Source organism: Stenotrophomonas sp. 220_Sma (genome assembly GCF_056487375.1).
Map to the genome: position 1 here is coordinate 4718941 of NZ_CM151348.1, position 14619 is coordinate 4733559.

Sequence of the window (14619 nt, forward strand, 5' to 3'; positions counted from 1 at the left end):
ACGCACCGCTCTGGTAGGTGCCAACCTTGGTTGGCACGGAATCAACGGCGCCGACCAAGGTCGGCCACTACCCACAGCGGTTGCCGGCCAGCGGCCGGCACTACCCCTGCAACAACCAACGTATCGCTCTGTTAGGTGCCAACCTTGGTTGGCACGAAACCCACGGCGCCGACCAGGGTCGGCCTCTACCAACACCGGTTGCCGGCCAGCGGCCGGCACTACCCCTGCAACAACCGACGCACCGCTCTGGTAGGTGCCAACCTTGGCACGGAATCAACGGCGCCGACCAAGGTCGGCCTCTACCCACAGCGGTTGTTCTACGACGGGCGATGGTTGCCCACGCCGGCCCGGGGGCGCCGCACTGTCATCAGACGTAGATCCGCGTCGGCGCCTCGTCAACGATCGCGTGCGGCACGAAGCGCGCGCTGTCGCGGGTGATCGCGCTGTCGTCCTCGCGGAGGCCGATGCCGCAGGCGTGGTCACCCACCACCCAGCTGCCGATCAGCGGGTAGCCGCCTTCGAAGCGGGTCAGCGGATGCGCTCGCTGGATGATCGCAGGGCCGTCGTAGGGACCGTCGCTGCGTTGGGTGCTGCCATCGGCCAGGTGCATCTCGATGTTCGCGCCTTCGCGCGAGAACAGCGGCTTGCGCACCCAGCCCGACGCCAGCGTGCTGCCGTCATCGAAATGCGCTTCCAGCAGGTTCGGATGACCCACGTTGCGCTGCCACAGCAGCGGCAGGATGCCTTTGTTGCTCAGCACCGCCTTCCACGCCGGCTCCAGCAGCTGCACGCCCGAGCCGGGCAGCGCGCGGCCGAACTCCTCGGCCATCAGGTCTTCCAGTGGGTACAGCTTGAACAGCGTGCCGATCACCGAATCGTCCAGCGCGGTGAAGCGTCCGTCCTCGGACAGACCGATATCCTCGATGGCGATGGCCTGGCCATGCAGGCCGGCCTGCGACGCACAGTCGCGCAGGTACTCCACGGTGCCGCGGTCTTCTTCCGAACTGCCCACGGCGCTGAAATACAGCGGCGGCGGCAGCTGCGTGGCCAGTTCGCCGAAGCGTTCGACCAGCGCTTCGTGGATCGCGTTGAACTGGTCGGCATGCTGCGGCAGGCGACCGGCATTGCGCTGGTCTTCCAGCCATTGCCACTGGAAGAAGCTGGCCTCGAACAGCGAGGTCGGCGTGTCGTAGTTCAACTCGTACAGCTTGGCCGGGCCGGTACCGTCGTAGGCCAGGTCCAGGCGACCGTACAGATGCGGCTGGCGCTGGCGCCAGCTGTCGGCGATCCAGTCGCGGTAATGCGACGGAATCGCCAGCTGGTCCATCAGGCGTTCGCTGCCGATGACATCGCCGACCAGGTCCAGCGCCATCTGGTGCAGCTCGGCGCTGGGGTCTTCGATGTCCTGCTCGATCTGGCGCAGGGTGAAAGCGTAATACGCGCTTTCATCCCAGTACGGCTGGCCGTCGATGGTATGGAAGCGGAAACCCGCCTCTTCCGCGCGTGCCCGCCACTGGGCACGCTCGGCAATCCGGATACGCTGCATGGGTCGATCAGCCGCCGTAGCTGCCGCTGGTGCTGCGGCGTGCGCTGGTATTGCCGAAGCCACCACGGCTGGCGGTGACCGCACGGTTCGGTTCGCTGGTGACCGGCGCCAGGCCCGCCTTGCCGGCGCCGATGCCGCTGGCGGTGTTCAGGCCACCGCTGCCGCCCGGTGCCGGACGCGCCCAACCAGCGCTCTTGTCCTGGTAGGCCGGCGACGCCGCCGGCGCCTGCGGAGCCAGGCCGCCGCGGTTACTCAGCATCTGCGACATGAAGAAGCCCATCATCATCGGGCCGATGAACGAGGTACCGGCCGAGGTGTGCTGCTGCACGCACTGTTCCGGCTTGTAGTCCTTCTCGCAGGCTTCCTTGCTGGCGTACTTCGGCGCAGCATCGGCGGCCTGCTTCTGCGCTTCGGCGAAGGCATTGCGGCACGACGACGGATCGCCGGTGGCCTCGGTGCAGGCCTCCACCGAGGTGTACAGGCCTTCCTGCACCTTCACCTCCGGCTCCTTCTGGCAGGCGGTGAACAGCAGCGGCGCAGCGCTCATCAGCAGCAGCGCGGTGGTGCGGGAACGTTTCATGGCCTCATGCCCTGTCGACGGATCAATGCCCCAATGATGCCAAATCCGGACCAGCAACCGGAATCGGCAAAGTCCGAAAGATGAACGGACTTTCATTTTCGTCGTTCCCCATCATCCACGCATGGCGTGGATACATCGTGTCGACCAAGGTCGACACCCACCAACAGCATTGGGAAAGTGTCGAAGGCGGGGTGGGTCCGGTTGCGGGGGCGTGAGCGCCATGGATGGCGCGACCGAGGCTACATGGACGTACTTGCGCCGTCCCCCGCAGCCGGACCCACCCCGCCATCCCACGGATAGCCCAGCTGTTGCCGTTGAGGTTGCCGGCCAGCGGCCGGCACTACTGCGGGTGCAGGGCGCAGCCCTGCCCTCTCTCCCCGGTGGTTGCAGCAGCAACCGAAAAAATTGGCCATGATCGGGCGACCCCCACGTTGTACGGCCCGCCCGTTCCGCCAGCCATGCCTGAATACCGCTCCCGCACCTCCACTGCCGGCCGCAACATGGCCGGCGCCCGCGCCCTGTGGCGTGCCACCGGCATGAAAGACGGCGACTTCCACAAGCCGATCATCGCCATCGCCAACTCCTTCACCCAGTTCGTGCCCGGCCACGTGCACCTGAAGGACCTCGGCCAGCTGGTCGCGCGCGAGATCGAACAGGTCGGCGGCGTCGCCAAGGAATTCAACACCATCGCCGTGGACGACGGCATCGCGATGGGCCACGACGGCATGCTGTATTCGCTGCCCAGCCGCGAGATCATCGCCGACGCCGTGGAGTACATGGTCAACGCGCACTGCGCCGACGCGCTGGTGTGCATCAGCAACTGCGACAAGATCACCCCCGGCATGCTGATGGCCGCGCTGCGCCTCAACATCCCGGTGGTGTTCGTCTCCGGCGGGCCGATGGAAGCGGGCAAGACCAAGCTGTCCGAGCACAAGCTGGACCTGGTCGATGCGATGGTGGTGGCCGCCGATGACAGCGCCTCCGACGAGAAGGTGGCGGCGTTCGAGCGCAGCGCCTGCCCCACCTGCGGCTCCTGCTCGGGCATGTTCACCGCCAACTCGATGAACTGCCTGACCGAAGCGCTGGGCCTGTCGCTGCCGGGCAATGGCACCACGCTGGCCACCCATGCCGACCGCGAGGCGCTGTTCCGCCGCGCCGGCCGCCTGATCGTCGAACTCTGCCACCGCTGGTATGGCGGCGAAGACCCGAGCGCGCTGCCGCGCGGCATCGCCACCCAGGCCGCCTTCGCCAATGCGATGACCCTGGACATCGCCATGGGCGGCTCCACCAACACCATCCTGCACCTGCTGGCTGCCGCGCAGGAAGCCGAGGTCGACTTCGACCTGACCCACATCGACGCGCTGTCGCGGCGCGTTCCGCAGCTGTGCAAGGTGGCACCGAACACGCCGAAGTACCACATCGAAGACGTGCATCGCGCCGGCGGCGTGTTCGGCATCCTCGGTGAGCTGGACCGCGCCGGCCTGCTCGAAACCACGGTGCCGACCGTGCACAGCGCCAGCCTGGCCGAAGCACTGGAACGCTGGGACGTGGTGCGCAGTGACAACGACACCCTGCATACCTTCTTCAAGGCTGGCCCGGCCGGCATCCCCACCCAGGAAGCCTTCAGCCAGGCCACGCGCTGGCCGACGCTGGACGTGGACCGCGACGAGGGCTGCATCCGCTCGCTGCAGCACGCGTATTCGCTGGAAGGCGGGCTGGCCGTGCTGCGCGGCAACCTGGCCATCGATGGCTGCGTGGTGAAGACCGCCGGCGTCGACGAGTCGATCCACGTGTTCGAAGGCCCCGCGCGCGTCTACGAAAGCCAGGACGCCGCCGTCGCCGGCATCCTCGCTGACGAGGTGCAGCCGGGCGAGGTGGTGGTCATCCGCTACGAAGGCCCGAAGGGCGGCCCCGGCATGCAGGAGATGCTGTACCCGACCAGCTATCTGAAATCGAAGGGGCTGGGCAAGCAATGTGCGCTGCTCACCGATGGCCGCTTTTCCGGCGGAACCTCGGGCCTGTCGATCGGCCATGTCTCGCCGGAAGCCGCCAGTGGCGGTGTCATCGGCCTGGTGGAAAACGGCGACCGCATCCGCATCGACATCCCGGCGCGCCGCATCGATCTGCTGCTGGATGAGGCCACGCTGGCCCAGCGCCGCGCCGACGCCGATGCCCGCGGCTGGAAGCCGCGCGCACCCCGCCCGCGCAAGGTCACCAGCGCGCTGAAGGCTTACGCGCTGCTCGCCACCAGCGCCGACAAGGGCGCCGTACGCAACACCGCCCTGCTCGGCGATTGACCCCCGTGCGGTAGTGCCGGCCGCTGGCCGGCAGCCTCATCGATGTGGGCCATCGCGGTGCAGGTGCCGGCCAGCGGCCGGCACTACCCCTGCAACAACCGCCGCATCGTTCTGGTGGGTGCCAACCTTGGTTGGCACGGAACCCACAGCGCCGACCAAGGTCGGCATCTACCAACAACGGTTGCCGGCCAGCGGCCGGCCCTACCGATCCGGTACGCTGCGCGGCATGACCCACCGCCCGCCGCGCCAGCCCCTCATCGATGCCCTGCGTGGGCTCGCGCTGCTCGGCGTGTTCCTGGTCAACCTGCGCTTCTTCTCGCTCGATGCACTGATGACCGAGGCCGCGCAGCAGGCACTGCCCAGCGCGGCGCCCGACCATGCCATCCGCACCGGCATGGCGTGGTTGGTGGACATGAAGGCGATCACCCTGTTCTCGCTGCTGTTCGGCATGGGCGTAGCAATGCAGATGGACGGCAACGCCCCCGGTAGCATGGCCGCGCACCTGCGGCGGATGGCAGTACTGCTGGTGATCGGCCTGCTGCATTCGGTGCTGCTCTGGTGGGGCGACATCCTGCTGGTCTATGCGCTGGTGGGCCTGCTGCTGCCATTGTTCCGTCACCTTGGTGATCGCGCACTGCTGTTCAGTGGGATGTTCATCGCCCTGTTGCTGCCACCGCTGCTGTCGCCGTGGATCCGCGAATGGGTCGCCCTGCTCACACCGCGCGCGCAGATGAACGCCATGGCGCTCGATGCCCTTGCGCACGGCACGCTGGCGCAGGCGTGGTGGCACAACCTGCAGCTGGCCGCATGGCTGAAGCTGAGCAACTGGGCGCTGTTGTTCTTCGTGCTCGGCCGCTTCCTGCTGGGCTACTGGGCCGGCCGCCGCGGACTGCTGCAGCAGCCGCAGGCGCATCTGCCGCTGCTGCGCTCGATCGCCATCGGCAGCCTGCTGCTGACGGCGGTGTTCCTGTGGATCGATGCCCAGGCCGATGCGCTCAAACAGGCATGGCCGGCGCTGCGCGCGGGCGTGCCCGGCTACCTGCTGCGCGTGTCCTATCGCGTTGCGCCGCTGGCACTGGGCATTGCTGCGGCGGCGATCTTCACCCTGCTCTATCTGCGCCCGTGGGCCGAGCGCATGCTGCGCGTGTTCGTGCCGGCCGGGCGCATGGCACTGAGCAACTACCTGCTGCAAAGCGCGATCTGCGTGCCGCTGTTTGCCGGCTTCGGGCTGGGTATCGGCCCGCAGTACGGGCTGTGGCCGGTGCTGCTGGTGGCAGCGGTGGTGTTCCCGCTGCAACTGTGGGCGAGCGCGTGGTGGCTGCGTGGCCATCGCTTCGGGCCAGCCGAATGGCTGTGGCGCAGCGCCAGCGAAGGGCAATGGCTGCCGTTACGGCGCTAGCGACCGGAGACGGCGGTGATGAGGTCGTTTGTGCCACTTACGACTTAATTCCCTCCGTCCCCTTTTTGCTACCGGTCAGCCGATCACGCGCTTGAACGGTGGCAGCGCGTCGATGATGCGCTTGCCGTAGCGGCGGGTCAGCAACCGCGAATCAAGAATGACCACGCGGCCGGTGTCGGTGGAGGTGCGGATCAGGCGGCCGGCGAACTGGGTCAGCGTGCGCAGCGCGTGCGGAATCGCGATCAGGTTGAAGGCGTTGAGCCCGCGCCCTTCGAACCACTCGCTGAGGGTGGCGGTCTGCGGGTCGGTCGGCACTGCGAACGGCACCTGGGTGATGACCACCGTGGTGCAGGCTTCGCCAGGCAGGTCGAGGCCTTCGCCGAACGAGTTCAGTCCGAACAGCACCGAGCCTTCGCCTGCCGCCACGCGCCGCAGATGCTCGTCGATCAGCCGGGTCTTGGACATCTCGCCCTGCACCAGCACCTGCTTGCGGCGCGCGGCCGACATCAGCCCGGCCACCTTCTCCATCTTCCAGCGCGAGGTGAACAACACCATCGAGCCCTTGGCCCAGTCCAGTTCGGTGTCCAGGTAGCGCGCCACTTCGCGCGGGTGGCCTTCGCGGTCGTCCGGCGTGACCGGGAACTTCGGCACGATCAGCTCGGCCTGGTTGGGCAGGTCGAACGGCGACGACAGCGAGACCATCTCGGCCTCTTCCGGAATGCCGTTGTCGATCGCCAGCGACTGGAAGTCGCCACCGCCGGTCAGCGTCGCCGAGGTCATCACCACCGAGTCCACTTCATCCCACAGCAGCTTGCGCAGCACGTGCGCGGCCGACACCGGCGAGCCATGCAGCATCAGGTCGCCGTCGCGGGTGGCGGTGACCCAGCGCGCCATCGGCGGCGCGCCGTCCTTGTCCTCGCGGCGCCAGGCCTGCCACAGGTTGTACTGCTGCTCGATCATCTCCAGCGCCATGCCCAGGTTGCGCTGCAGGCGCTCGCGCGCGGCATCGTCCGGCTTGCCCTTGGCCACCTGCGCGGTGGCGGCATGCGCCCAGTTGTAGAGGCTGCGGGTGTCGTCGGCCAGCGCTTCGATCGGCTCGCGCCAGGCCTCGGGCAGGCGGCCATTGGCCGCGCGCCACATCGGCTCTTCGTCGGCCGGTGCCGGCATCCACACCCGCTCGATGTGGTCACGGAACGCGCGCAGCTGCTTGGCCACGTTGCTGGCGACTTCGATCGCTTCGTTCGGCAGCAGGTTGCCCAACCGATCCTTGTCGACCGCGCGGTAGGCGCCGGCGATCAGGATCTGCAGGCGACCGGTGCGCTTGGCCATCTCGTCCAGCGCGAGGCTGGCCGCACCCTGGTCGATCGCCACGTTGCCGATGTGATGGCCTTCGTCCAGCACCAGCAGCATGTCCGACGGCGGTGCGATCAACGGCTGGCCGTTGTCGCTGTCGCCGATCGACAGCGCCGACAGCAGCAGCGCGTGGTTGGTGACCACGATCTGTGCGTCGCGCACCGTGTTGCGCGAACGCAGCACCGCGCACTGCGCCGAATAGGCACAACGACGCCCGGCGCAGCCCGAGGCCGGCGTGGTGATGCGGCTGCGCAGGCCGGGGCTGATGGTCTCCGGCGCGTTGTCGATGTCGCCATCCCAGCTGCCGCCGGTGAAGGCGTCGGTCAGGCGCTTGGCGATGTCCATCTCGATCGGCGCCAGCGGCCGGTCGAACAAGGGCGCGTCATCCTCGAACATGCCGCCCTGCGAGCCCTCGCCCTGCGCTTCGGCAGCATTGCGCGTGCACAGGTAGCGGGTACGGCCCTTGGCCAGCGCCACGGTCGCTTCCAGGCCGGTGGCCTTGAGGAAATTCGGGATATCGCGCTCGACCAGCTGTGACTGCAGCGCTACGGTGCCGGTGCTGATCACCAGCTTCTTCTTGCTGGCCAGCGCGATCGGCACGCCCGCGGTGAGGTAGCCCAGGCTCTTGCCGACGCCGGTGGGCGCCTCGACCACGCCGACGCCACCGCTTTTCGACAGCGCGCGCGACACCACGCCGATCATCTGGCTCTGCGAGCGACGGGTGGAGAAGCCGGGGGTATTGGCCTGCAGCGTCGTGTACGCCTTGCGGATCGCGTCCTTCAAGGTGTCATCGAGCGTGCGCGGAGCGGCGACGGTTTCGGTCACGCCGGGAAGTACCGTGGCTGGATCAGGCCGGTCATTGTCGCATGGCCGGCCGCGTTCACCGTCGCTGGCACCCTGAACGGGCCAGCGACGACGCCAGGCGGCGGTCACGGTCCGATGGCCGGACCGCCCAAGGGCCAGATACGCCGGGCATGGCCCGGCGCTACCGGTCAGGATGCCGGGATCGTGCGGGTACGCAGCAGGCGCACCAGCGCCCACACCAGCAGCACCACGCCGATGGCCTCGACCATCGCCAGCGCGAAGTGCAGCACGCCAAGGATGGCACTCATGCCCGAGATGGCGTCGAAGTTGCCGCTGTTGATCAACCACATCGGCAGGATGCCGGCGGCCATGCCGCCGAGGCTGGACAGCAGCAACAGCACCAGGCCGACCAGGGCGCCGGTGCGGGTGGCATCGCGCGGTGCGCCGACCACCCAGACCAGGCCCACGCACAGTGCGATCAGCACCGGCAGGCGCACGCCCACGATGCTCAGCACCGTCACCATCAGGGTCGTGTTGTCCATCGATCAGTCCTCGCCGGCCAGCACGGCCGAGCCCTGCCGCAGCGTCTGGTAGACCTCGTCGGTCTGCGGACGCACACCGTGCCACTGCAGGAAGCTCTCGGCGGCCTGCTCGACCAGCATGCCCAGGCCATCCACGGTATTGCGGCAGTTCGCTGCGCGCGCCCAGGCCAGGAAGGCGATGGCGGCCTCGCCGTAGTTCAGGTCGACGGCGGTGGTCATCGAGTTGACCAGCGACAGCGGCAGCTTGAACTCGACGTCGCGGTCGCGGCCGGCCGAGGTGGCATTGACGATCAGCTCGAAGTCGCCCAGCTCGCGCAGGTCTTCCCAGTAGCGGCTGATCGCGCGGCCCGGTTCGCCCATCGCGTCGATCAGTTCATCGGCGCGTTCCGGCGTGCGGTTGACCACCACCAGCTCGGTGATTCCAGCATCGAGGAAGGCCGGAGCGACGCTGCGCGCGGAGCCGCCGGCACCGATCAGCAGCATGCGGCGGCCACGCAGGTCCAGGCCATGGCGGTCGGTCAGGTCACGCACCAGGCCGATGCCGTCGGTGGTGTCGCCATGCCAGCGGTCGCCCTTGCGCAGCAGCGTGTTGACCGAGCCGGCGCGGCGCGCACGTGCAGTCAGCGTGGTGCACACCGAGAACGCGGCTTCCTTGTGCGGCGAGGTGACGTTGGCACCGACACCGCCGGCGGCGGCGAAGGCTTCCAGGCCGGCCAGGAACGCATCCGGGGCCAGGTCGATCGCGCGGTAATCCACCGCGATGCCTTCCTGGCGACCGAACGTCGCATGGATCTGCGGCGACTTCGAGTGGGCAACGGGGTGTCCGAAGACGGCGTAACGGTCGGTCATGGAATCCTCAAGCTGGCTAGACTGATGCTCTTTCGTGCACGGACCCGGATGATGCGCATCACCCCGCCCCTGCTGGTGCTTGCCGCCAGTCTACTCTCTGCCCCCGTGGCGATGGCGTTGAACGAGTACGGCATCGAAGGCATGGGCGTGGTCTCGACCCGTGCCGACGAGGGCCGCGCCACGATCAGCGCCGATGGCCAGCGCATCGTTTTCGCCCGCCGTGGCGAGGCCGGTTGGGGCCTGTGGGAGGCGCGCGTGGTGGCCGGCCGCTGGCAGCAGGCGCAGGCCTTGCCGGTAGGCGTGGCCGGTGAGGCCCATGATCCCTACTTCAGCCGCGACGGCCGCTGGCTGCTGTTCGCGGCCGGCCGCGAGGGCAAGCTGGCGCTGTATCGGGCCGCTCTCGCCACCGATGGCCAACTGGGTACCGCGCAGCTGCTGGCGGGCGACGCGGGCCGCCGGGAAGAGCGCGGGCCGGCCCTGAGCGCGGATGGCAGGCAGCTGTTGTTTGCCCGCCAGCAGGGCCGTGGCGCCGGCTGGGACCTGTTCGTGGCGACGCTGGATGCGCAGGGACTGCGTGGCCCGGCCAGCGCACTGAGCGCGTTGAACAGCGCCGACGACGAGACCGACGGCGACTGGCTGGGGCATGACGGCGCCGTGGTGTTCAGCCGCGGCAACGGCACGACCACGCAGGTGTGGAGCAGCGGCTGTGCGTGGACCGGTGCGGCGCTGCAGCCATTGGGGCTGTCGTTCAACCAGACCAGCGGCTGGACCGGCGCGCCGGTGATCGACAACGCCAAGCCCGGCGAGATGATGGTCGCCAGCAGTGCGGCGAAGGCACCGCGTGCCGGTGGCGTGGATGTGTACCGGTTGGCCGTGCCGAAGGTGGCGGCGGTGGCCGGGTGCCTACCGGGCGCACGGTGACGGCAAACGCCAACCAAGGTTGGCGGCTACCCGGGCGATGGAGGCGCCAGGTGCGTGCGGTAGATCCACGCCGTGCGTGGATGGCCGCTTGGTAGATGCCAACCTTGGTTGGCATGCGGGAAAGTGCCAACCAAGGTTGGCGGCTACCAGAACTGAGAGTCAGCGCGACAACACCTTGGCGCGCTGCTGCTCGTACTCGATCTCGCTCAGCTGGCCATTGTCCTTGCGCTGGTTCAACGCGGCCAGTTCGGCCTGCACGCTGTCCGGCAGGGCCTGCTCACGGGCGACATGGCGGGCGGCGGAGAGCTGCTCCGGCGGGCGCTTGCCGGCCCGCCAGGCCGCGATGAAGACACCGACGATGATGGCGCCGAACACCAGCGTACCGATGCCCCAGATCAGCCATTGCATCCATCCCAGTTCGGGTCCCATCGCGTAATCCTCCGTCTATCGTGGCGCTATTGTCAGCGCTCGCGCAGCCATCGCGCCACCTGCGGCGCGAAATAGGTCAGCACGCCATCGGCGCCGGCCCGCTTGAAGCCCAGCAGCGACTCCAGCACGCAGGCGCGCTCGTCCAGCCAGCCGTTGGCGAAGGCGGCCTTCATCATCGCGTACTCGCCACTCACCTGGTAGGCGAAGGTCGGCACGCCGAATTTTTCCTTCACCCGGCGCACCAGGTCCAGGTAGGGCATGCCCGGCTTGACCATCACCATGTCAGCACCCTCTTCCAGGTCCAGCGCAATCTCGCGCAGGGCCTCGTCGCCGTTGGCCGGGTCCATCTGGTAGGTCTTCTTGTCGGCCTTGCCGAGGCTGGCGGCGCTGCCCACCGCATCACGGAACGGACCGTAGAACGCCGAGGCGTACTTGGCCGAGTAGGCCATGATGCGCACGTTGATGTGGTTGTCGGCATCCAGCGCACGACGGATCGCGCCGATGCGGCCGTCCATCATGTCCGAGGGCGAAACGATGTCGACACCGGCTTCGGCGTGCGATACCGACTGCTTGACCAGCGCCTCGACGGTGATGTCGTTCAGCACATAGCCCTTGTCGTCGATGATGCCGTCCTGGCCGTGCGTGGTGTACGGGTCCAGCGCCACGTCGGTCATCACCCCCAGCTCCGGGAAGCGTGACTTCAGCGCGCGGATCGCACGCTGCGCCAGGCCGTCTTCGGCCCACGCCGCCGACGCGTCCAGCGACTTCAGCGAGGGGTCGATCACCGGGAACAGGTCGATCACCGGAATGCCCAGCTCCAGCGCCTCTTCGGCCACCTTCAGCAGCTCTTCGATGGACAGACGCTCCACGCCCGGCATCGACGGCACTGCGGTGCGGCCAGCCAGTTCGTGCACGAACACCGGGTAGATCAGGTCGTCGGTGGTCAGCGTGTTCTCGCGCATCAGGCGGCGCGAGAACTCGTCGTGGCGCATGCGGCGCGGGCGGTAAAGCGGGTGGGACATGGCAGGCTCCGAGGAGTGGCTATTGCAACAGGTAACCCTGCGGCAGCAGGGGTTCGGGCAAGGGGCGTTCGCCGAGCGCGTCGAGCTGGTCGATCTCGATCGTGCGCACCAGCGCGTCCAGCGGCAGGTCATTCGGCTCCAGGCCGAACGGGTCTTCCATTTCTTCGCCCAGCTGGTCCAGGCCGAAGAAGGCATAGGCCAGCACCGCCGACAGCACCGGCGTGCCCCAGCCCAGCGAACTGGCCAGGCCGAACGGCAGCAGCACGCAGAACATCCACGCGCAGCGGTGCAGCAGCAGGGTGTAGGCGAACGGCAGCGGTGTGGTGAGAATGCGCTCGCAGCCGGCCTGGATCGACGACATCGCGTGCAGGCGTTCTTCCAGCTGGGTGTAGAGGATCGGGTCGAGGTCACCGGCACGCAGGGCCTGGGCCAGCTCGGCAGCGATCATCGAGAGCAGCGCGTCGGGCACGTTCTCGCGCTGCCCGAGTTGTTCGCGCTGGCGCTTGTCCAGCCACGGCAGGGCCATCAGCGCCACGATGCGCCCGCGCAGGCGACCGGCCAGTGCATGAGCGAAGGCGGTGGTGAGGTAGGCGATGCGGCGGCGGCGGCCGGTGTCATCGGCCAGCAGCAGGTTCACCTGGCGGGCCAGCGAGCGCGATTCGTAGACCAGCTGGCCCCACAGCTTGCGGCCTTCCCACCAGCGCTCGTAGCAGGCGCTGTTGCGGAAGCTGAGGAAGATCGACAGGACCAGGCCGAGCAGGGTGAACGGCGTGACGGAAACGCGTTCGATGCCGGTGGGCGGCGCCAGTTCCACCACCGCAGCCACGGCAATGGACAGGATCAGGATGGCCAGCACCTTGGGCGCGATCGCTTTGACGATCGAACCGCGCAGGATGTAAAGCAGTTGCCAGCCGTGGGGACGGGGTCGGATGATCATGGGGCAGCCGCGCCGGGCGCGGATTCACAGGCACGCGGGGGGCTCGCGCAGCCATTCATTGTACGCCCCTGCCCGGCCATGGACCGTGCGCCTGCGACGCCCTGTCGCACCCGGGTGCGGGCTCAGATCACGCCGCCACCCAGGCCGAGGCGGAGGATGCCGACCACCACCACGATGCCGTTCAGCACCAGCCCGGCCCAGGCCCGGCCACGCTTGCTCGGGTGGGTGAACAGGATGCCGAGCGCGGCGATGACCGCGCCCACCGCAGCGAACGGGATCAGGAACCAGTTGCCCCAGCCCAGCAGTGGAATCAGCGCCAGGATCATCCACAACAGCGCCAGTACGCCCCACAACAGACTGATCACACCCATGCCGCTCTCCCGCAGTTGGTTCCTGCCCCAACCATAGACGTTCCCGCTGCCGCCGCCTACTGCCATTGGCGGGGCTGTCACCCCCGCCGTGCTAGCGTGCTGCCGTGCGTGCCCTGGCCCGGGTGTTGGCGCCGATTCAGAGTGGCCCGCCGATGATCGCAACCAGTCCTACAGGGGTCGTGCCATGAACATCCGTTGGGCCGCGTTGGCGGCCATCCTGCTGGTCGCCGCTGGCTGTGCCAGTACCTCCAAGGTGATGCTGGGCCGCGCCCGCGCACCGATCGATCCGGCGCTGGTGCAGATCTATTCGACGCCACCGGCCGGTTCACAGGAAATCGCCCAGCTGGAATCGGCGTCCGCCGTCGGCTTCGGCACCCAGGGCCAGACCGATGCCGCCGTGGCACGCCTGAAGCGTGAGGCCGCCGCGCTCGGCGCCAATGGCGTGGTGTTGATGGGCGTGGGCAGCAGTGGCTCGCCGGTGGGCATGTCGGTCGGCGCCGGCACGTTCGGCTCGCACGTCGGTGGCGGCGTCGGCATCGGTATTCCGACCACGCAGAAGCGCGCCGCCGGCGTCGCGATCTGGGTGCCGAATCCGGCACCGCCCGCGCGGTTGCCGACACAGGTGATCACACCGCAGCCGCAGCGGTGACCCGAGAGGGTCACCGCCGGTAGTGCCGGCCGCTGGCCGGCAACCTCAGGAATCCTCTCTGCCCAAGGGAAATGCCGGCCAGCGGCCGGCACTACCCCTGCAATAACCAACGCATCGCTCTGGCAGGTGCCAACCTTGGTTGGCACGAAACCCACAGCGCCGACCAAGGTCGGCATCTACCGACGGCAATTGCCGGCCAGCGGCCGGCACTACCCCTGCAACCACCGACGCATCGCTCTGGTAGGTGCCAACCTTGGTTGGCACGAAACCCACAGCGCCGACCAAGGTCGGCATCTACCAACGGCGCTTGCCGGCCAGCGGCCGGCACTACCCCTGCAATAACCGACGTATCGCTCTGGTAGGTGCCAACCTTGGTTGGCACGAAACCCACAGCGCCGACCAAGGTCGGCATCTACCAACGGCAATTGCCGGCCAGCGGCCGGCACTACCCCTGCAACCACCGACGCATCGCTCTGGTAGGTGCCAACCTTGGTTGGCACAAACCCACAGCGCCGACCAAGGTCGGCATCTACCAACGGCGATTGCCGGCCAGCGGCCGGCACTACCCCTGCAATAACCGACGCATCGCTCTGGTAGGTGCCAACCTTGGTTGGCACGAAACCCACAGCGCCGACCAAGGTCGGCATCTACCAACGGCGATTGCCGGCCAGCGGCCGGCACTACCCCTGCAATAACCGACGCATCGCTCTGGTAGGTGCCAACCTTGGTTGGCACGAAACCCACAGCGCCGACCAAGGTCGGCATCTACCAACGGCGATTGCCGGCCAGCGGCCGGCACTACCCCTGCAACCACCGACGCATCGCTCTGGTAGGTGCCAACCTTGGTTGGCACGAAACCCACAGCGCCGACCAAGGTCGGCATCTACCAACGGCGATTGCCGGCCAGTGGCCGGCACTAC

13 protein-coding genes are annotated in these 14619 nt (G+C 68.1%); 4 read left to right on the top strand and 9 right to left on the bottom strand.

Features of this window, described 5'->3' with window-relative positions:
* Positions 1–367: 367 nt before the first annotated feature.
* Both ACZLIB_RS21940 and ACZLIB_RS21945 read right to left on the bottom strand, forming a co-directional pair.
* Entirely contained in the window at positions 368–1546 is a 1179-nt protein-coding gene (locus ACZLIB_RS21940) for a glutathionylspermidine synthase family protein (RefSeq protein ID WP_478468737.1), read from the bottom strand.
* 7 nt (positions 1547–1553) lie between these two features.
* Positions 1554–2126 carry a DUF1190 domain-containing protein gene (locus tag ACZLIB_RS21945; RefSeq protein WP_014038869.1) on the bottom strand — a complete coding sequence of 191 codons (573 nt, stop codon included), beginning with the start codon at positions 2124–2126 and terminating at the stop codon, positions 1554–1556.
* Positions 2127–2584: 458 nt separating this feature from the next.
* On the opposite strand from ACZLIB_RS21945, the gene ilvD reads away from it, so the two are divergent.
* Positions 2585–4423, top strand: a complete 1839-nt coding sequence (gene ilvD / locus ACZLIB_RS21950) for a dihydroxy-acid dehydratase (RefSeq protein ID WP_478468738.1) — start codon at positions 2585–2587, stop codon at positions 4421–4423.
* A gap of 226 nt (positions 4424–4649) precedes the next feature.
* Positions 4650–5822 (top strand): DUF418 domain-containing protein, encoded by a 1173-nt coding sequence (locus ACZLIB_RS21955; RefSeq protein WP_478468739.1) that lies wholly within the window; start codon positions 4650–4652, stop codon positions 5820–5822.
* Between the two features lie 75 nt (positions 5823–5897).
* Here the strand turns inward: ACZLIB_RS21955 and dinG are convergent, their stop codons facing one another.
* The 3 genes from dinG to aroE form a co-directional block, all read right to left on the bottom strand.
* Positions 5898–8000, bottom strand: coding sequence for an ATP-dependent DNA helicase DinG (gene dinG, locus ACZLIB_RS21960; RefSeq protein WP_478468740.1), 2103 nt, complete (start codon positions 7998–8000; stop codon positions 5898–5900).
* Between the two features lie 167 nt (positions 8001–8167).
* The gene (locus ACZLIB_RS21965; protein WP_006400655.1) at positions 8168–8521 is read right to left on the bottom strand and encodes a hypothetical protein; all 354 of its coding nucleotides are present in this window, start codon (positions 8519–8521) and stop codon (positions 8168–8170) included.
* A gap of 3 nt (positions 8522–8524) precedes the next feature.
* Positions 8525–9370, bottom strand: coding sequence for a shikimate dehydrogenase (gene aroE / locus ACZLIB_RS21970; protein ID WP_478468741.1), 846 nt, complete (start codon positions 9368–9370; stop codon positions 8525–8527).
* 48 nt (positions 9371–9418) lie between these two features.
* Here aroE and ACZLIB_RS21975 point away from each other — a divergent pair, with 48 nt between their 5' ends.
* Positions 9419–10291, top strand: coding sequence for a TolB family protein (locus ACZLIB_RS21975; RefSeq protein WP_478468742.1), 873 nt, complete (start codon positions 9419–9421; stop codon positions 10289–10291).
* A 159-nt stretch (positions 10292–10450) separates the two neighbouring features.
* On the opposite strand, the gene ACZLIB_RS21980 is transcribed toward ACZLIB_RS21975, so the two are convergent.
* From ACZLIB_RS21980 to ACZLIB_RS21995, 4 genes are all read right to left on the bottom strand, one after another.
* The gene (locus tag ACZLIB_RS21980; RefSeq protein ID WP_049400875.1) at positions 10451–10720 is read right to left on the bottom strand and encodes a hypothetical protein; all 270 of its coding nucleotides are present in this window, start codon (positions 10718–10720) and stop codon (positions 10451–10453) included.
* 32 nt (positions 10721–10752) lie between these two features.
* Entirely contained in the window at positions 10753–11742 is a 990-nt protein-coding gene (gene hemB, locus ACZLIB_RS21985) for a porphobilinogen synthase (RefSeq protein WP_032129123.1), read from the bottom strand.
* A gap of 19 nt (positions 11743–11761) precedes the next feature.
* The gene (locus ACZLIB_RS21990; RefSeq protein WP_010482217.1) at positions 11762–12679 is read right to left on the bottom strand and encodes a bestrophin family protein; all 918 of its coding nucleotides are present in this window, start codon (positions 12677–12679) and stop codon (positions 11762–11764) included.
* Positions 12680–12801: 122 nt separating this feature from the next.
* The gene (locus tag ACZLIB_RS21995) at positions 12802–13050 is read right to left on the bottom strand and encodes a hypothetical protein (protein WP_006475755.1); all 249 of its coding nucleotides are present in this window, start codon (positions 13048–13050) and stop codon (positions 12802–12804) included.
* A gap of 184 nt (positions 13051–13234) precedes the next feature.
* Here ACZLIB_RS21995 and ACZLIB_RS22000 point away from each other — a divergent pair, with 184 nt between their 5' ends.
* On the top strand, positions 13235–13699 hold the full coding sequence (locus ACZLIB_RS22000; protein ID WP_014038879.1) for a hypothetical protein: 465 nt from the start codon (positions 13235–13237) through the stop codon (positions 13697–13699).
* The last annotated feature ends 920 nt before the right edge of the window (positions 13700–14619 follow it).